The sequence below is a fragment of the Acinetobacter sp. YH1901141 genome, from assembly GCF_013416935.1.
Lineage (GTDB): Bacteria > Pseudomonadota > Gammaproteobacteria > Pseudomonadales > Moraxellaceae > Acinetobacter > Acinetobacter towneri.
Genome location: NZ_VPEY01000002.1, coordinates 66,644 through 85,883 on the forward strand (window position 1 = coordinate 66,644; position 19,240 = coordinate 85,883).

The following is a 19,240-nucleotide window of genomic DNA, read 5'->3' on the forward strand; positions in this document are numbered from 1 at the left end:
GATGAGCAGTACTGCTGCGCAAGGGGGAGGGGTAATTTAAAAGGTAAAACTAAATAAGATCAGGATAAAACTGCTCAAATTCTTTATTTATCGCCTCACCACGTAATAAATAGCCTTTGGGCTGAATATAACTATAAATTTCTCGTGCAGGCTGTTCATGCCAGCCAATATTAAATGCACAAAGTTTTGGGAAAAATTGTAGATGGTTGTAATTCAAATTATTATGAATCCAATAGGCGAGTTGTTGCCAATTGACTTGATCTTTTTCATACAGTGCTAAAAATGATGGAATGATAATACATGCCGTTGCCCCATAACCTTTTGTATCGGGATAGTCCCAAATGTGACTGGCAAAGTTTTTCTCGTTACTGGCGCAGTTATGTCCTTTTTCATTACCAAGTTGGTTGACGCTTGGTGAGCGATACGCCGAGCGAATCGCAATGCGTCCAAATTTTTCTTGGAGTGGTTCGAGCAGTTGTTGGCAGAGTTCTTTGCCTGTGCGAATGGCAATGTCAGGATGGTCGGGGAAGTTTGGTACACCGTACCAATTGGCGATTTCGCTATACAGGAAATCACGCATAAAAAAGGACTTTGAAAGTTGGATACGTCCTAAGTCTTCGAGTTTGGCAATGGAGGATACTTTTTTGATGGTCATCTTATTTAATAAACAGTTCTTTGTGCTAGATTACATCATAAATTTAGGGGGAAGAAATGAGTTATTTTTCTATAGATGAATCCATTGAAAATATTAAAAATCCATATACTAAAGAATTATTTAAAGAAGTTCATTCTTCTTACACAATGGGGAATTATCGATCAGCTACAGTAATGTTGTGGTCAGTTGTTGTAACGGATCTTGTAAGTAAATTAAATGATTTGGATAGTATTTATAATGATCCAAAAGCCTTACAAATACTTGATGATATTCGCCAAGAGCAGACTAGAGATCCTAAATCTTCAAAATGGGAATCTGAGATTATTGACAAGTTTCATAAACAATTAAATTTTTTTGAAACTTATGAAGTCGCTGATTTAGAATATTTGCAACAAATGAGACATGTATCAGCACACCCAGTGATAACCTCTGCCGATTTATTACATGTGCCTGCTAAAGAAAAAGTTTATAGCCTAATTAGAAGTGCTTTAGAGAGTGTTCTAACCAAAGAAGCTCTTTTTTCATCAAAGATTCTTGAAGTTATTTTTACAGATTTGAACACTGTAAAAGATACATTAGTGACTTTTGAAGATCGTGAGCGTTATTTTACTCATAAGTTTTTAAATAAAATTCCCAATAATGTATTAATTAAATTTATAAAAACATTATGGAAATATATTTTTAAAATTAACAATGTGGATGTTAAACCTAATAGAGAAATTAATCTCGATATACTGCAAGTTATTATTAAAAATAAAAAAGAATCATTCTTGGTCTTTTTACAAAATGAAAAAACATTCATTTCAGACTTGAAGCTTGAAAATGAATTAAAAGAAGCATTACTAGATTTTCTGGTATTAAATCGATTTGTTATTGATTTTTTTGAAAGTGAAAGTATACAAACTATTCATGCAATTATAGATGATGAAAACTCTGACAAAAAATATCAAATCATAAAGCATCAAAGAATAATTGACTATATTAATTATTTGATCACAACTGATGCAAGAAATTTTGTTATAACTAATTTAGAAATTATTGAAAAACAATCTATTGAACATAATTGTATAAAAGAATTTAATGATTTCTGTGTTTATGGATATTGTCAGTCTAGCTCATTTAATGAAGCTGATAGAACATTTGATAAACTAATCAGACCTAATTTAGAAAATTTTAATATTGTTCAATTGAAAAGTCTTATTGAAAGAGCAAATTCTAATGATCAATGTTGGGCTCGTTGGGCGAAAAGCTCTGATCATTCAATAGTTAAAACAGCAATAACTAATTTAGATCCGAACTTTGACTTTAGTCCTTATACTAATTTTTAAAAGAAAACCCGCTTTCGCGGGTTTTCTTTTAAAGAAAGATCAGATCAACCAATCAATTTCTTCATCAATTCATTCACTTGTGCAGGGTTGGCTTTGCCTTTCGCAGCTTTCATCACTTGACCAACAAGACCGTTAAAGGCTTTGTCTTTACCAGATTTATACTCTTCAACCATCTTCTCATTGGCAGCAAGAACTTCTTTAATAATCGCTTCAATCGCGCCTGTATCAGTTTCCTGTTTCAAGCCTTTTTCAGCAATGATTTCGTCCGCAGATTTGCCTTCTTCCCACATAAAGCCGAATACTTGCTTCGCGATCTTACCGTTAATTGTGTTGTCCACAATACGCGCGATCATACCGCCAAGTTTTTCCGCAGAAACAGGAGAGTCCGCCAAATCTAAGCCTGCTTTGTTTAAAGCACCAGAGAATTCACCCATTACCCAGTTTGCAGATACTTTACCTTGTGCCGCGCCACCAGCCGCAGCAACCACAGCTTCGTAAAATTCTGACATTTCACGAGTCAATGTGAGCACGTGAGCATCGTACTCAGTTACACCAAAGTCCGCCACGAAACGTGCACGACGTGCAGCAGGAAGCTCAGGCATAGTCGCTTTAATGGCTTCAATTTGCGCATCAGGAATAATCACAGGCAACAAGTCTGGATCAGGGAAGTAACGGTAATCGTTGGCTTCTTCCTTCGAACGCATTGAACGCGTTTCCATCTTCACAGGGTCAAACAAACGTGTTTCTTGGTCAATCGTACCATCCCATTCCAAGATTTCCATTTGACGTTCAATTTCAACATTGATCGCTTGTTCAATAAAGCGGAATGAGTTCAGGTTTTTAAGTTCACAACGTGTACCGAAGGGTTGACCCGGACGACGTAACGACACGTTACAGTCCGCACGGAACGAACCTTCAGCCATGTTACCGTCAGAAATACCTAACCAACGAACCAGTGTGTGAATCGCTTTAATGTAAGCAACCGCTTCTTCAACCGAACGCATATCTGGTTCAGATACGATTTCCAATAAAGGTGTGCCTGCACGGTTTAAGTCAATACCTGACATGCCTTCAAATTGGTCGTGAATCGATTTACCTGCATCTTCTTCAAGGTGCGCACGGGTCACACCAATGCGTTTGGTCGTGCCATCTTCAAGTTGGATGTCGATATGACCCAAGCCTACAATCGGGTTATCCATCTGGCTAATTTGGTAGCCTTTAGGCGAGTCAGGGTAGAAATAGTTTTTACGTGCAAATACAGATGCTTGGTCGATGTAAGCATCAATGCCCAAACCAAAACGGATTGCCAAGTCCACCACTTCTTTATTCAGCACTGGCAAGACGCCTGGCATGGCTAAATCAACAAGGCTGGCTTGCGTATTTGGGTCTTGACCAAATTCGGTTGATGAGCCCGAGAAAATTTTAGAATTGGTTGCAAGCTGAGTGTGAATCTCAATACCAATTACGACTTCCCAGCCATCAATCAGGTTTGATTTGGGTTTAGCAGTATTCTTCGCCATTATGCGTTCTCCTCAGCAATTGCAGCGCGTTGAGTATGCCAATCGGTCGCTTGTTGATACTGATGTACCACAGATAGCAGTTGTGATTCAGACCAGTAATTGCCAATTAATTGTAAACCCACAGGCAAGTGATCTTGGTCAAAACCAACAGGCGCACTAATTGCAGGTAAGCCCGCTAAGTTCACCGCGATGGTGTAAATATCACCCAAATACATTTCAACAGGGTCTAAAGACGCGCCAATTTTGTAGGCAGTTGTTGGTGCAGTTGGTGCTGCAATTACATCGACCTGTTCAAAGGCTTTTAAGAAGTCTTGCTGAATTAAACGACGTACTTTTTGCGCTTTCACGTAGTAAGCATCGTAATAACCCGCAGAAAGGGCATAAGTACCAATCAAGATACGACGTTGCACTTCTGCGCCAAAACCTTCAGAACGTGAGCGTTTGTAAAGATCTAAAATATCTTGAGGATTTTCTGCGCGGTAGCCATAACGCACACCATCGTAACGAGAAAGGTTAGACGATGCTTCTGCAGGCGCAATCAGATAGTAAGTTGGCACGTAGCTTTCAGTCATGTTGAGATCAATCTCAACTAGAATGGCGCCCATCTCTTCTAATTTTTTCAGCGATTCTTCAACACGTGCTTTCACTGCAGCATCTAAGCCTGCCACATTGAAGTATTGTTTCGGGATACCAATACGTAAGCCTTTAAGCGTTGTTGTATTCAGGTTCGCGACATAATCTTCAACCGCTTTATCCATAGAGGTTGAGTCTTTGGCGTCATGACCTGCCATCACATTCATTAAATATGCGCAGTCTTCTGCAGAGCGTGCCATTGGGCCTGCCTGATCTAAAGACGATGCATAAGCAATGATGCCGTAACGTGAAACACGTCCGTAAGTTGGTTTTAGACCTGTTAAACCACAGAAAGACGCAGGCTGACGGATTGAACCACCTGTATCTGTACCTGTAGCAAATGGTGCAAGGTCAGCCGCCACGACAGCAGCAGAACCACCTGACGAACCACCCGGTACATGGTCAAGTGCCCATGGGTTTTTGGTCGCGCCATAGAACGAACTTTCAGAGGTTGAACCCATTGCGAATTCGTCCATGTTCACTTTACCCAAAGTGACCAAACCTGCATTTTTACCTTGTGCCACCACAGTTGCGTCATAAGGCGAGATAAAATTGTCCAGCATTTTTGAACCCGCAGAGGTTTTAATGCCTTGGGTACAAAAAATATCTTTATGTGCAACAGGAATACCTGTCAGTGCTGTCGCTTGACCCGCCTGACGTAATGCATCGGCTGCATCCGCCTGTGCCAGTGCTACTTCATTGGTCACGGTGACATAAGAGCGCACTTGCGGATCAATTTTGGCAATACGTTTTAAATAATGTTCTGTTAGTTCGCGAGAGGAGAATTTGGCTGCCGCTAAACCCTCAGAGATTTCACGAATCGATAAGCGATGTAAATCTGTCATGAGAAAAATTCTTTTACCTTTTTATGAAGTCAAAATGTAACAGCCGAATAAATTATTCAATCACACGTGGAACAAGGTACAAGCCATCCTGAACTGCAGGGGCAACAGCTTGATATTGCTCACGATGATTCTGTTCGGTTACGACGTCTTCACGTAATGGTTGAGGGTGGTCAAATGGGCTTTTTAAAGGCTCAACGTCATCGGTATTTATGCCTTTTAAGCTTTCCATCATGCCTAAAATTTTATTTAGACTTTGAGCATACTCAGCAGATTGCGTATCATTGAGTTTAAGACGAGCAAGATGGGCAATTGCTGAAACTGTTTGTGCATTTAAATCTGCAGAATGCTGAGCATCCGAGGTAGACATAACATCACCTAAAATCAGTATTAATAAAAAATTTCAAAATATCGTGCGTTATAATAAGCGATTGACTTGTTCAACGCACCACATTTAGTTAAAGTTGCCAACTTGCGTCCACATAAAGTTTAATCGAGAACGACTCCGTGATTCTAAAACGACTAATTGGCTTGTTTTCGCCAGACCTAGCCATTGATTTAGGTACAGCAAATACACTTATTTATGCGCCAGGACGAGGCATTATATTAAATGAACCGACAGTTGTGGCAATTCGTCACAGCGGTTCACAGAAAATTGTTGCCGCAGTCGGTCTTGATGCCAAACAAATGTTGGGTCGTACCCCTGCAAACATTTCTGCAATTCGCCCAATGAAAGATGGTGTCATCGCTGATTTTGAAGTGACTGAAACCATGCTGAACCAATTTATTGGCAAAGTGCATGAAAAACGTTTATTCCCACCTGCACCGCGTGTAGTGGTGTGTGTACCATGCAAATCTACTTTGGTAGAGCGCCGTGCGATTCGTGAAGCCGTGTTTAACGCAGGCGCACGTGATGTACGTTTAATTGAAGAGCCAATGGCAGCAGCAATTGGCGCAGGTATGCCTGTCGAGCAAGCTTGTGGCTCAATGGTGGTAGATGTTGGTGGTGGCACGACAGAAATCGCGATTATTTCATTACAAGGTTGTGTTTATTCAGATTCATTGCGTATTGGTGGCGATGTGTTTGATGAGCAAATCATTAACTACGTGCGCAAGGCACATGGTTGTGTGATTGGTGAAACCACAGCAGAAACTATTAAGAAAGAAGTTGGTATGGCATTGCCAGATGAAGGTGCTAAACCACTGGAAATTGAAGTACGTGGTCGTAACTTGGCAGAAGGTGTGCCACGTGCCATTACTGTAACTTCTGATGAAATTACCCAAGCTATTTCTGATCCGTTACAAAGCATTGTATCGGCAGTAAAATCTGCACTGGAACAAACTCCACCAGAACTTTCTTCCGATATTGCAGAGCGTGGAATTGTGCTCACCGGTGGAGGTGCGTTATTGCGTAACCTAGACAAGCTTTTGGCACAAGAAACTGGCTTGCCTGTGGTAGTCGCTGAAGAACCATTAACTTGCGTTACCCGCGGTGGTGGCAAGGTCTTGGAATTCTTTGATAATCCAAACCACGATATGTTATTTGTTGGCTAATACATAGGATTCGGCGGTGCAAACAAATCTGTTTTCCAGACAACCGCCATCTTTTCGCTCTTTTATAATTGCGGTCATTACTTGCTTGGTCATCCTGTTCTTTAACTGGCGTGTCCCGCATGTAATTCAACCTGCACGTGATGTTTTGTATGCGGCATATAATCCAATTTATGCCCTTGCAAGCTATCCTGTATTGTCGCGAGAATGGCTAAGTCAACAAAGTAAGTCTGAGGCTCAATTGCGTCGTGAAAATACCGCGATGCAGGCAGAGCTATTACAGGCTCAAGTCCGTTTGCAAAAATTGTCTGAACTCTCTGCAGAAAATACCCGCCTGCGTGGTCTACTCGATACGCCTCTAATCATTGATGGACGCATGGAAATTGCTGAAGTAATTGGTACCGATGCCGATCCTTTGCGCCACATTATTGTGATTAACCGTGGTTCACAAAATCAGCTCAAAGTCGGGCAAACCGTTTTGGATGATAAAGGCATTATGGGGCAGATCATTGCTGTGTATCCACACAGTAGCCGTGTCATGTTGCTTTCTGACAAAGAACACTCACTTTCAGTGCGTTTGGAACATACAGGCATGCGAGCCATTGTGTCGGGTACGGGCGATTTAGGGCGTTTGAAAATGGAATATGTACCGACCAGTGCCAATATTCAGGTTGGAGAGAAAGTCTATAGCTCAGGCTTGGGCGAGCATTTCCCTGCAGGATATTTGGTTGGAAGCATTGCCAAAATCAGCCGACATAATTCTGGTGAGTTTGCACAAATTGATGTGATGCCTGCAGCACAATTGGCGGGTGGTCATCATGTGGTGGTGCTGTTCTCAGAATCTTTAGCGAAGGAGCAGCCAAATGCCAATCGCTAAAATTGGACAAACCCGACTCGGACAAAACAAGAATAAAGATCCACTATTTCCGATTATTTTTTCTGTAATTGCTGCATCTGTACTCATGGTGTATCCGCTGTCTTATACAGGCTCGGGTTGGCGACCATTGTTTATGTTGATGGTGACCTTGTTTTGGGTGCTTGGGCAACCAACTTGGTGTGGTATTTGGTTTGCCTTTGGTACAGGCTTGTTTGCAGACTTGCTCCTCGATGCACCTTTGGGCATGAATGCCCTAAGTTTTGTGGTGATTACTTTTGTGGCGCGTTTCCTGACTCGTGAGCGCCGTATTATGACGTTTGCGAATTTATGGGTCATTAGTGTAATCGCAATTTTGGCTCACCTCGCCCTGATTTGGGTGATGCAAGTCATGGGTGGGATTCAGTTCCCATTTGCCCGTCATTGGCAACCTTTGCTGAGTAGTATTTTGCTCTGGCCTGTGCTGTATTATTTCTTGCGAAAATGGCGCATTTAATTCTTGCCTCAAGTTCACCGCGCCGTCGGGAACTCCTGCAACAGCTTGGGCTGGAATTTGAAATTTACAGTCCAGACATCGATGAATCTATTTTAGCGGGCGAAGATGTTGCCGCGTATGTTGAGCGGTTGGCATGTGCCAAAGCCGATGCGGTTTTACGGCTATTTCCTGATGCTATTGTGATTGCTGCCGATACCAGTCTAGGCGTAGATGGGCAGATTTTGGGCAAGCCAGAATCCAAAGCACATGCCTTTGCCATTTGGTCACAACTTTCTGGTCGAAAACATGATGTTTTTTCAGGGGTTTGTGTGCGTACAAAACAGAAAAAATCCAGTATAGTGGTACGTACACAGGTTGAATTTCAATCGCTTAGCCTAGATGATATGGAAAGCTACTGGGCAACAGGTGAGCCGATTGGAAAAGCGGGTGCTTATGCGATTCAGGGCATCGCAGCACGTTATATTCCGCGTATTGAGGGCAGTTATAGCAATGTTGTCGGCCTGCCACTCTATGAAACCGTACAGTTATTACAGACAGTTAAGGCACTAAATTAACTGCTGCACAAAAATTTTTATAATGTTTTGAGTTTTATTATGTCTGACGAGTTGTTGATTAACGTCACACCGATGGAGTGTCGGGTGGCGTTAATTCAAAACGGCACGGTCAATGAACTATTCGTTGAGCGTACAGCCAAGCGTGGTTTGGTGGGCAATATTTATAAAGGCAAAGTGGTGCGCGTGCTGCCAGGCATGCAAGCCGCTTTTGTCGATATTGGTTTATCGCGTACTGCTTTTTTGCATATCAATGACATGATTTGGCCGCGCAGCCAACCTACACCGAATGTCTTTGAATTATTGCAGCCTGGGCAAATTCTAACCGTGCAAGTGATGAAAGATATGCTCGGTACTAAAGGCGCACGACTGAGCACTGATCTTTCCATTCCTTCGCGTTATTTGGTTCTAATGCCGTATGGCAGTCATATTGGCGTATCACAACGCATTGAATCGAGTGAAGAACGTGAGCGTCTACGCGGGATCATTGAAACCATTCAGGCTGAGCATAAATTACCAGGCTCAGTGATTGTACGCACAGCAGCCGAAGGCGTCGATGAAGCGGCCTTAGTGCAAGATATGTGTTACTTGGCAAAATTGTGGGAATACATTCAGCGTAAACAAAAAAGCATTGCTGTGCCTTCTTTGATTTTTGAAGAGTTGCCGTTACCGCAACGCGTAATTCGTGATTTGGCGAATGATAACACCGCCAAAATTTATGTCGATTCTCGTGAAATTCACGCCAAATTAAAAGAATTTGTGGATGAGTTTGTGCCCAATATGCACAATCGCCTGATTCATTACCCAGGCGAGCGCCCACTGTTCGATTTATACAATGTCGAAGAAGATATTCAAAAAGCATTGCAAACCCGTGTGGCATTAAAGTCAGGTGGTTATCTGATGATTGATCAGACCGAAGCCATGACCACCATTGATGTGAATACGGGTTCTTATGTCGGTGGTCGGACTTTAGAAGACACTGTTTTTAAAACCAATATGGAAGCGACACAGGTCATTGCCCGCCAGTTACGTTTGCGTAATTTGGGTGGCATCATCATTATCGACTTCATTGATATGCAAGAAGTACAGCATCGTGATGAAGTCTTGAGTCAGTTTGAGCGTATGCTTGAACGAGATCATGCCAAGACCAAAATTACCCAAGTGTCTGAACTGGGCTTGGTCGAGATGACCCGTAAACGCACCCGTGAATCATTAGAACATTTACTTTGTGAAGCCTGTCCAACTTGTCAGGGACGGGGATATGTCAAAACAGCAGAGTCAGTATGTTACGAAATTTTTCGAGAAATTTTAAGATACGCACGCGCATTTGAATCACAACGTGGCTTTACTGTCGTTGCGCACCCATCGGTGATTGACCGATTGTTAACTGCCGAAGCGCCAGCAGTGGCGGATTTAGAGCACTTTGTCAGCCGTGTGATTAAATTTCAGGTGGAAAATTTATATACGCAAGAGCAATACGATATCATTTTGAGCTGAAATTGTAACAGGATATCGCTAAACAGTTGTTACATCTGAAATTTTACTTTTTTGAGTGAATTCTCAATACTAAGCATACAGAGTAGCCAAAGCCGAACATCTCCCTCGGTTTAGCAAATGAGGTATGTCATGGGTATGAGTAAAGTTGTGATTCAAAAGAGTTTAAAAGTATTAGATCGTAAAGTGACACATAACGGTTATATTGTGGATGAGCAAGGTAAAGAAACTCAAATTACCACTGCAATGGTTAGCGCAGTTTGTCAGCAATTATTAAAACAGTGTCGTACTATTCAAAAATAAGGGGCAGCAATTGCCCCTTAATTGATTCTATTGAATTATTTTTCTGATGGATTGACGTATCAATCCACGATTTTATTGACCCCTTCAGGCGCATCAATAATCTGTTCAAAGCGCTGAATTTCATCTTCTAAGTGTTGCAATAAGTTTTGCATTTTCGGTAAGGCATGACGACAAGCAGTTAAACCAACTTCTAATTTGTCTAAATAGCTGGTCATGGTAATGTTTAAAGCTTGTCCATCTAACACGATTGAAGCAGGGTATAGTGCATCTAGCTTTGCACCATTCCAATACAAAGGTTCACGTGGGCCAGGTACATTGGAAATTACCAAGTTAAAGGCCTGACGCTTTGGCATAATGCCTGACAAAATATTTAAACCAGCAGCGCCGTAAACAAAAGCACTATAGTTCATAATTTGATTGGCATTCATGCGCTTAAAACGCTGCTTGGCATTTTGTACACTGCGGCGCACAATTTTTAAACGTTCAAGCGGATCTTCTTTGTGCGTACCTAAGTTGGCTAAAATCATGGTGATTCGATTGGATACTTCAGAATCGTCATCACGAATAGAGGCAGGCACCATTGCAATAAGAGGTTTTTTAGGTAATGCATATTGGCTGAGTAAGTACTCACGCAATGCGCCTGAGCAAATTGCCAGCACCACATCATTAATGGTTACGCCTAAAGCTTTGGCAATACGGTGCAAACGTGCAAACTCAAAAGATTGAGCGGCAAAACGACGTGAGGCGCTCACACGTTGGTTTAAGATGGTGCTTGGTGCTTGGAAGCTGGAGACATAATCAGGATTACGTCCCATATCTTTGGCAACAGTTTGTGATACTTCATAAACTGCGCGAGGGGTTGCTTCAAACTGACCTTTAACCCCACCAAAAATTTTCTTTAAACGGCTGACTTTCGGTTCTTTCAGGCGTTTAGCACGCGGACCTTCCACACACCAAGGCGGTACAATTCTTTTTGCATTTTCGTCGTGCGAAAGGGATTTTTCCACCAAACGCATGCCAGCAATACCATCTACCATGGCATGATGAATTTTAAAGAACATTGCAAAACGATTATCTTCAATGCCTTCAATAATATGGCAAGTCCATAAAGGTTTGGCACGATCAATCAACGAGCTGTGTTCTTGTGAAATATAAGTTAATAATTCACGAATACGGCCTGGCTTTGGCAAGGCAATATGACGGAAGTGATGATCGAGATCGAACTCTTCATCTTCATCCCAAAACAGACCATTGAGCTTATTGTTAAATGGTGCAATAGGCATCGACTTTGAATTGCGAATATCGGCAACCAAGTCTTGAATAAAAGTGGCTGGTGCATGTTCTGGAATTTGGAATAAGAATAATCCGCCCACATGCATGGGCTGTTGACGTTTTTCGAGTGATAGGAAAATAAAATCAATAGGGTGTAATGGACGCATATTGTGGATTGCCTCACTGCAATTTCTACGCTTGTTCTTATCTGAACAAGGTTTTTAGAGTTATATAAGATTTAATTCAGTATATCTTTTTTATCAAACAAATATAGTGATTTTTGCGCCATCGCAAGTCAATAAAAATCACAGTAAAACTGTGATTTTTATTGTAGTAATAGATGTATTATTTTAAATTTCCAGCATGTAGACCGCATTCTTTGTGCGTTGCTTCTTCCCACCACCAACGACCTTCACGTTCATGTTGATTTGGCAACACAGGGCGGGTGCAAGGTTCACAGCCAATTGAAATAAAACCTTTTTCATGCAAACGATTGTATGGAATTTCCATCATGCGAATATAATTCCACACGTCACTGCTTGACCAGTTTGCCAGTGGATTGTATTTGATTAATTGCTTGTTAGGACCTGAAAATCCTGCATCTGCTTGTACGACAGGAATATCTTGGCGTGTACCCGGACTTTGGTCTTTACGTTGTCCTGTAATCCAGCCATCTAGTGTTGCCAGCTTTTTGCGTAAAGGCTGAACTTTACGAATTCCGCAACATTCCTGATGTCCATCTTCAAAAAAACTAAATAAGCCTTTTTCTTGTACCAATTGTTGGACTGTTTCGGTTTCAGGAAAGCAAATTTCGATCTCAATATTATAATATTTGCGTACAGTTTCTAAAAATTGATAGGTTTCAGGATGCAAACGTCCTGTATCTAAACTAAATACACGAAATGGCAAACCTAAATTAGACGCCATATCAATCAGTACCACATCTTCTGCGCCAGAAAAAGAAATTGCAACTTCACCCTGCTGGTTCAAAGCAAGTTTTAAAATCTCGCTCGGTGATTTATCGGCATATTCAGTCGCGAGTGCATCAACAATGTCTATGGTGGGAATGGTGCGCATAAATCTTCCTGCAGTCGGCTTGAGGGCTAATCTTTGTTCTTGAGCGGATTATTTTAATGGAATTCCTAAAAAGGTCTTATCACTAAAAAATAAATGCTTATGAATGAAATAGATTTAAAAAAGAACAAGGCAAATAGCAAATCTTCGGCTATGATAGGGAAAAATTTTTACAGGTATTTTGGGAGAACCCATGGAAATCGTATGTCTTGATCTTGAAGGTGTGTTAGTTCCAGAAATTTGGATTAACTTTGCTAAAAAAACTGGCATTAAAGAACTTGAAGCAACTACACGTGATATTCCAGACTACGATGTGTTGATGACTCAGCGTTTAAATATTTTAAAGCAGCATGGCTTGGGCTTAAATGATATTCAGGCCGTGATTGCAGACATGGGGCCATTCCCGGGCGCGAAAGAGTTTGTCGAGTGGGTGAGCACACACTTCCAATTGATTATTCTTTCAGACACGTTCTATGAGTTTGCACATCCGTTGATGAAGCAATTGGGCTGGCCAACCATTTTCTGTCATAAATTAGAAACAGATGAAAATGGCATGATTACAGCATATAAATTGCGTCAACCCGACCAAAAGCGCCAGGCGGTTAAAGCCTTACACGGTTTAAATTTCCGTGTAATTGCTGCAGGTGATTCGTATAACGATACAACGATGCTAGGTGAAGCGGACAAAGGTTTCTTATTTGATGCACCTGAAAATGTGATTGCAGAATTCCCACAATTCCCTGCAATTTATGGTTATGAAGCATTAAAAGAAGCAATTCGTGGTGCTTCGGTACGTGATATTCCAGCTTAATTCCGAAGCTGAATACAATAAAGGGCATCATTTGATGCCCTTTGTTTTTATGCGATATTAACAGTGCATTGATTTAGAAGCGGTAGCCGATTTTTAGACCATAACCCAAAGCATAGTTGTCTTCAAATTCACCAACGTCTGTTGTACCCGTACGTGCAGTGGCATCACCCAACCAGAAGTATTTTACGCCAGCTTGAATAAAATAATTTTCCGCAGGGCTATATTGACCACCTAAACCTACGCTCCAGAAGCCTTCAACAGGGCCTAAAGTAGTTACAGGGTTACCTGCACCAGAATCCCAACCTACAGAAGCAGAACCAGACCAATGACTATTAAACTTGCGACCCACGCCTACGGTTGCAGACCATTGATCATCTGAATAGTCAATAAGGTTATTGCCAGAAGCTGCATTTAAAAACTTTGGTGTGACCGCAAATTGATCCCAATGTACCCAACGGATATTGGCAAAAGCTAAAGTATTGGCTGCAACACCTGTTTGAAAATCAATGTTTACTGATTGCGGAGTTACAACTTCAGTGAGTGCATTTGGTCGTTGAGTTGCGCCAAACCCAAAAGTTTCAGTTGTATCGAGTTCATGTTTGATTTCTGAACGATAGGTAACCGCAGCTCTCAATGCGATTTCAGGAATTTGATAAGCAAATCCAGCAAGCCAGCCGTAAGCATCATCTTCTTTTAAATTAATGTCGTAGCTGCCAAGTTTATCCTCACCTCCGTATGCAAGCCCACGTAACGATACTGTACCTTTTACGGTTTGCCAAACTGGACCTGCGTAAAAATTCCAGTTTTCTGTAGGTTGGTAACCAATTAAAGCAGTAAGGTTGTGTGTTTCCACTTCTACTTTTGTGCCTTCAATTCCATTATTAAACATGCTCTGTTCTAGGCTATACATCGCATCTGCACCAAATGGCTGATCATATAAAAGACCTAAAGAAATTTGTTCAGTCGCTTGTACTTTAATTGCAGCAGAAGGGAAGTAATAGTCTTCAGCCATATCGCTGACGTTATTTTTTATAAGATCTTTTCCTTTAACTGTTGGATCTAAAACTGAAATACCTGCTTCTGCATAATTACCTGGTTGTAAAAATGCAGCAATAGATTGACCGGAACGGTCTAAACCAGCAGCAAGCGCAGGTGTAAGTGGGAGAGTGCTAAGTAAAATAGCCGAATAGATTTTATTGAGCTTCATGGTCGTTCCGTGATGCTTTATGTAACAAAAAGTGCAGGAAAAGTAACATATTTAAAAAAAGAGTAAATGCTCAACTTCGCAGAATAAATGAACTGAATAAGTTATAAATCGCAGTTGATTAGAGTAAAAGTACTATTTTTAGGTCTTAAGTAAATGAATTTTATTAAATAATTTTTTAGGGTGATGTTTGGGTAAATATGAGTTTAATTGCTTTAAGTTTGAACATTTGGTTAACACTTGTATAAAAACTGGAGGTTTTAAGTGCAAAAAAAGCCACCCTGAAGGGTGGCTCCTTTGAAAAACAAGAGATTAGAAGCGGTAACCCATTTTTAGACCGTATGCGATGGCATTGTTATCTTTAAATTCACCAACATTTGGACTAGCTGCAGTTGTAGCGGTTGCATCACCTAACCAGAAGTATTTAACACCACCCGCAATAAAGTAGTTTGGCGCAGGTGAGTATTGAACACCGAGACCTACGTTCCAATAGCCTTCAGTTGGACCTAATGTTGTGACTGGATTGCCAGCACCAGAATCCCAACCTACAGATACATTACCTGCCCATTTATCATTTAATTTACGACCTACGCCTGCGGTAGCAGACCATTGGTCTTTATTATATTCAACTAGATTGGCGCCTGGTACTAATAAGTCAACAACATAACCAAAGTCATTAGGTCGAATTGAAAAACCATCCCAATTCACCCAGCGAACATTAAGGAAGCCTACAGTGTCAGCCATAATACCAGATTGTAAGTCTAAATTAACAGACTGTGGGGTTGTTACAGCAGTTTTACCTGGTTGATATTGTGCGAGTGCTGCAGGGTTCATGGCGCCAACCATTGCTACACCACTTAGTTCACCAGCAAGAGGGTGAGTTACATTTTCAGCGGCTTGCAATTCATGCTCGATTTCAGAGCGGTAAGTCAAAGAGGCTTTTAAGGCAATTTCTGGAATTTGGTAAGCCAAACCAGCAATCCACCCTAGCTCACTGTCTTCTTTCATGTTGGCATTATAACTTAAAGCTCCAAAAGGACCATAAGCCCCACCACGTAACGCAACATCACCTTTAGCTGTTTGATAAACTGGACCCGCATAAATATTCCAGTTTTCAGTTGGTTGGAAACCAAATAAGAAAGTTAAATTTTCAGTTGTAACTTCAGCACGAGTACCATCATTTCCTGTTGGATTGAATGCAAGAGATTGAGCTGTATATTCAGCTTCTGCACCGAATGGTTGATCGTAAATTACACCGAAAGAAAACTGATCGGTTACTTGTAGTTTTAAGGCAGCGTGAGGGAAGTAATAATCACTCGCCATGTCACCTGTTGCCTGTCCACCTAAAGCAGCAGAACTTGTACCAGATACATCTGGGTCTAATACAGAAATGCCAGCTTCAAAATAGTTACCCGGTTGTAAGAACGCAGCGATAGATTGACCAGAACGATCCATTGCTGCAGCAAAAGCACCTGTCATTGGTACAGTTGCTAAAATCATTGCTGTGCTAAGTGCTTTTAATTTCATTATACATTTCCCTTGGGCTATAAAGTCTTTTATGACAGTTTTTGTTGATGCTTTAAGCTTTCATTTAGGATGATTTCGACTTGTGCAAACCGAGACCATTTGTTACTCCATGTGACAAAAATATCACAATTAAAATAAGAGTAAATGCTCTAGAAAAAACTAATCAGTATAAAAAACACGCTGAATAGAGTATTTGTTCTAATTTTTATGGGTTTTTGGCTTGTTAGTGATTGAAATTAAAGAATAAAATCTAAAAATGAATCTCTTGTTTAAATGTTTTTAATTGGTTAAAAAAAATACTTTTTTTCGAAACTTATTTTGTTGCAAGGCATATCTTGCAACAAAATGGTGTGCATTAACGTGTGGTTTTTCCAAGCTTTGCCAATAAAATAACAGGAATAAGACCGACCAATACAATCAACAAGGCAGCCACAGCACCATCTTCATAAGTTCCTCTAGAGGCTTCTGCATACAATTGGGTAGCGAGTGTTTCCATATTTAGAGGACGGAGCAATAAAGTTGCTGGCAGCTCTTTCATGCAGTCTACAAAGATTAATAAAGCTGCAGAAATAATGGCAGGACGCAATAATGGCAAGTGCACACGCCATAAAATCGCAAAGCTGTTTTGTCCTAAATTACGTGCAGCATCATCAAAAACACCATGAATACGGTTATAGCCTGACTCAATGCCACCTACTGAAATAGCTAAAAAACGCACAGCATAAGCATAAATAAGGGTAAAACTGGTGCCGAGGAATAATAAACCTGTGTGTATCCCTAATTTAAATTCTAAAAAGTCGGCAATGGCATGATCAATTTTACCCAAAGCCAGCATGAGACCAATCGCTAAAACGGTTCCTGGAATGGCATAACCTAAGCTAGAAATGCGGCTAAACCAGTTGTGTTTGCTAAAACGTGCAGCACTGACAATAAAGAAGCCAATCAAAATGGTGACGATGGTGGCAATACTGGCAAGCATCAGTGTGTTGATGGATGCTTGGATCAGATAATCTGAGAACCCTGCATATTGAATACGTTTATAGGATTCGACCAATAAATGACTGGTTGGAATTAAAAAGCCAATACAGACAGGAATTAAACCTAAACCCAATAATACGAGTGCTTTAACACCTTTGACTGATTGTGCAGGCATTAAACGGCTGCGTTGAGCCGAGTTCATATAGCGCTGTTTACGTCGTCCTAAACGCTCTACTAACACCAATAAGGTAATAATCATCAACATGAAAATGGCAATTTGTGCAGCACTGGCTAAATCGGACTGATTGGTCCAGGTTGAATAAATCGACAAAGTTAAGGTTTTAATGCCTAAAAATTCTGTTGCACCAATATCATTAATGGTTTCCATTAAAACCAGACTAGTACCCACAGCAATTGCAGGACGTGCCAGTGGAATTGCAACACGTAAAAACACTTGATCGGGTTTTAATCCTAATGTACGTGCAACCTCAATTAAACTGGCCGATTGCATCAGAAACATTGCACGGGTGCTTAAATACACATACGGATACAGTACAAAGCTAAGCAAGAAGATGCCGCCCCAAACTGTACGAATATTAGGAAACCAAAACTGTTGTAATTCTAAATTAAACCCATCCCGCAGGATACTTTGCACAGGGCCAATGGGGTGCAAAATGTCGATATAACTATACGCAATAATATAAGTTGGTACGGCTAAAGGCAGCAGTAAGGCCCAATCTAAAAATGCACGACCTCGGAATTGATACGCTGTTACAATCCATGCGCTGCCTGTACCAATCAGGATGGTGAGAATACCCACACCCAACAATAAAATCCCTGTTTCTGCCAACGTGTGTGGAATTACATAACGCAGCAGATGCCCCCAAATTTCGCTATCACCTTGTAATGCTGTCCAAATTAAAGCGAGCACAGGTAAACAGGCGAGTAGCGTCAATAACCCACTGAGCGAAAATAAAAAATTAAATTTATTTTTAAGCATTGCAATAGAGGTACTAAATAAGGGAGGAGGGATCAGCTGAGCATCTTACAGTGCAAAGCGCTGCACTGTAAGATAAAAGCAGAAAATTTTAGCGGTTAAACTGGACTTTATCGACCAATAAGTTGGCGGCTTTACGGTGACGTGCAATATCGCTTAAGCGAATCGAGTCGATATTGAGTTTACCGAAGCTAGCAATAATTGGGTCAATTTTTACCCCAGGTTTGACTGGGTATTCAAAGCCGTTTTGTGCGTAAATGGCTTGCGCGTGATCAGAAGCTAGAAACTCGAGCAACTGTACGGCTTCTTTACGGTTTGGTGCATGTTTAGAAACCACTGCACCCGATACGTTGACATGCGTTCCACCATTTTTAAAGCGTGGTAACACAACATTAATCGCATTGCCCCAGCGTTTTTGTTCCGCGTCACCTGTACGCATCGTGCCGACATAATAGGTGTTGGCAACGCCAATATCACAAATTTTACCTAAAATATCACGCGCCACATCTCGGTCACCACCACTTGCTGGGCGTGCTAAATTGGCTTTCACGCCACGCAACCAAGTTTCGGCTTGTTTTTCACCATGATGGGCAATATAAGCCGCAATTAAAGCAGTGTTATATGGATGGTTGCCTGAGCGAATACAGATTTTATTTTTCCATTTTGGATTGGCTAAATCTTCATAAGTAATCGCATTAAGCGGTGTACGGTCTTTAGAGGCATAGACGGCACGTGCACGCATCGACAAGGCATACCAATGACCATTGGCAGCACGTAAATTGGCAGGAATTGCACTATTTAAGGTTTTAGAACTCACGCGCTGGGTTAAACCACTTTCTACTAAATCAACCAAATTGCCAAAATCTACAGTCAGCATCACATCGGCAGGAGAACGACGACCTTCTGCTTTTACACGTTCCAATAAACCATCTTTAATAAAAACCGTATTCACTTTTACCCCAGTTTTTTGGGTAAATTCGGTTAATAAGGTTTGAATCAGCACAGGTTCGCGCGTGGTGTATAAATTGACTTCCGCTGCTTGTGCGACACTTGCACTAAATGCAAGTAAACCTGTAACAAGCAATGATAAATTAGACAGTGGTTTCATGCAGTATTCCTAATTAAAAAAT

18 protein-coding genes are annotated in these 19,240 nt (G+C 41.1%); 8 read left to right on the top strand and 10 right to left on the bottom strand.

Going from position 1 to position 19,240, the window contains the following annotated elements; genetic code table 11:
• Positions 1-49 precede the first annotated feature (49 nt).
• Positions 50-655, bottom strand: coding sequence for a hypothetical protein (locus FTV52_RS01840; RefSeq protein ID WP_179989634.1), 606 nt, complete (start codon positions 653-655; stop codon positions 50-52).
• A 56-nt stretch (positions 656-711) separates the two neighbouring features.
• On the opposite strand from FTV52_RS01840, the gene FTV52_RS01845 reads away from it, so the two are divergent.
• Positions 712-1,983: a hypothetical protein gene (locus tag FTV52_RS01845; RefSeq protein ID WP_179989636.1), complete on the top strand. Its 1,272-nt coding sequence runs from the start codon at positions 712-714 to the stop codon at positions 1,981-1,983.
• 44 nt (positions 1,984-2,027) lie between these two features.
• Here FTV52_RS01845 and gatB read toward each other — a convergent pair whose 3' ends face one another.
• From gatB to gatC, 3 genes are read right to left on the bottom strand one after another with little or no spacing between them, the layout of a single operon-like run.
• Positions 2,028-3,503: an Asp-tRNA(Asn)/Glu-tRNA(Gln) amidotransferase subunit GatB gene (gene gatB / locus FTV52_RS01850; RefSeq protein ID WP_179989638.1), complete on the bottom strand. Its 1,476-nt coding sequence runs from the start codon at positions 3,501-3,503 to the stop codon at positions 2,028-2,030.
• Positions 3,503-4,981, bottom strand: coding sequence for an Asp-tRNA(Asn)/Glu-tRNA(Gln) amidotransferase subunit GatA (gene gatA, locus FTV52_RS01855; protein WP_179989640.1), 1,479 nt, complete (start codon positions 4,979-4,981; stop codon positions 3,503-3,505). Before gatA ends, gatB begins: the two co-directional genes overlap by 1 nt.
• A gap of 52 nt (positions 4,982-5,033) precedes the next feature.
• Complete coding sequence (gene gatC, locus FTV52_RS01860) at positions 5,034-5,348, bottom strand: Asp-tRNA(Asn)/Glu-tRNA(Gln) amidotransferase subunit GatC (protein WP_004975405.1); 315 nt, start codon at positions 5,346-5,348, stop codon at positions 5,034-5,036.
• Between the two features lie 137 nt (positions 5,349-5,485).
• Between gatC and FTV52_RS01865 the strand changes: the two genes are divergently transcribed.
• From FTV52_RS01865 to FTV52_RS01890, 6 genes are all read left to right on the top strand, one after another.
• Positions 5,486-6,532, top strand: a complete 1,047-nt coding sequence (locus FTV52_RS01865) for a rod shape-determining protein (protein WP_004975408.1) — start codon at positions 5,486-5,488, stop codon at positions 6,530-6,532.
• 16 nt (positions 6,533-6,548) lie between these two features.
• Positions 6,549-7,406, top strand: a complete 858-nt coding sequence (gene mreC, locus FTV52_RS01870) for a rod shape-determining protein MreC (protein WP_167846190.1) — start codon at positions 6,549-6,551, stop codon at positions 7,404-7,406.
• Positions 7,393-7,899, top strand: a complete 507-nt coding sequence (gene mreD / locus FTV52_RS01875; protein ID WP_154320436.1) for a rod shape-determining protein MreD — start codon at positions 7,393-7,395, stop codon at positions 7,897-7,899. The genes mreC and mreD overlap by 14 nt, the downstream gene beginning before the upstream one ends.
• Positions 7,887-8,453: a Maf-like protein gene (locus tag FTV52_RS01880; protein ID WP_004975413.1), complete on the top strand. Its 567-nt coding sequence runs from the start codon at positions 7,887-7,889 to the stop codon at positions 8,451-8,453. The genes mreD and FTV52_RS01880 overlap by 13 nt, the downstream gene beginning before the upstream one ends.
• Before the next feature lie 39 nt (positions 8,454-8,492).
• On the top strand, positions 8,493-9,947 hold the full coding sequence (gene rng, locus FTV52_RS01885; RefSeq protein ID WP_104852376.1) for a ribonuclease G: 1,455 nt from the start codon (positions 8,493-8,495) through the stop codon (positions 9,945-9,947).
• Positions 9,948-10,076: 129 nt separating this feature from the next.
• The gene (locus tag FTV52_RS01890; protein ID WP_004975418.1) at positions 10,077-10,247 is read left to right on the top strand and encodes a PA1571 family protein; all 171 of its coding nucleotides are present in this window, start codon (positions 10,077-10,079) and stop codon (positions 10,245-10,247) included.
• A 59-nt stretch (positions 10,248-10,306) separates the two neighbouring features.
• Here FTV52_RS01890 and FTV52_RS01895 read toward each other — a convergent pair whose 3' ends face one another.
• Both FTV52_RS01895 and FTV52_RS01900 read right to left on the bottom strand, forming a co-directional pair.
• Entirely contained in the window at positions 10,307-11,686 is a 1,380-nt protein-coding gene (locus tag FTV52_RS01895) for a wax ester/triacylglycerol synthase family O-acyltransferase (protein ID WP_096901778.1), read from the bottom strand.
• A gap of 178 nt (positions 11,687-11,864) precedes the next feature.
• Complete coding sequence (locus FTV52_RS01900) at positions 11,865-12,596, bottom strand: phosphoadenylyl-sulfate reductase (RefSeq protein ID WP_179989642.1); 732 nt, start codon at positions 12,594-12,596, stop codon at positions 11,865-11,867.
• A gap of 190 nt (positions 12,597-12,786) precedes the next feature.
• Here FTV52_RS01900 and thrH point away from each other — a divergent pair, with 190 nt between their 5' ends.
• Positions 12,787-13,404, top strand: coding sequence for a bifunctional phosphoserine phosphatase/homoserine phosphotransferase ThrH (gene thrH, locus FTV52_RS01905; RefSeq protein ID WP_179989644.1), 618 nt, complete (start codon positions 12,787-12,789; stop codon positions 13,402-13,404).
• Between the two features lie 73 nt (positions 13,405-13,477).
• Here thrH and FTV52_RS01910 read toward each other — a convergent pair whose 3' ends face one another.
• The 4 genes from FTV52_RS01910 to FTV52_RS01925 form a co-directional block, all read right to left on the bottom strand.
• The gene (locus FTV52_RS01910) at positions 13,478-14,611 is read right to left on the bottom strand and encodes an OmpP1/FadL family transporter (protein ID WP_179989646.1); all 1,134 of its coding nucleotides are present in this window, start codon (positions 14,609-14,611) and stop codon (positions 13,478-13,480) included.
• 309 nt (positions 14,612-14,920) lie between these two features.
• Entirely contained in the window at positions 14,921-16,135 is a 1,215-nt protein-coding gene (locus FTV52_RS01915) for an OmpP1/FadL family transporter (protein ID WP_104852371.1), read from the bottom strand.
• A gap of 355 nt (positions 16,136-16,490) precedes the next feature.
• On the bottom strand, positions 16,491-18,113 hold the full coding sequence (locus FTV52_RS01920) for an iron ABC transporter permease (protein ID WP_179989648.1): 1,623 nt from the start codon (positions 18,111-18,113) through the stop codon (positions 16,491-16,493).
• Between the two features lie 88 nt (positions 18,114-18,201).
• The gene (locus tag FTV52_RS01925) at positions 18,202-19,218 is read right to left on the bottom strand and encodes an extracellular solute-binding protein (protein WP_179989650.1); all 1,017 of its coding nucleotides are present in this window, start codon (positions 19,216-19,218) and stop codon (positions 18,202-18,204) included.
• Positions 19,219-19,240 lie beyond the last annotated feature (22 nt).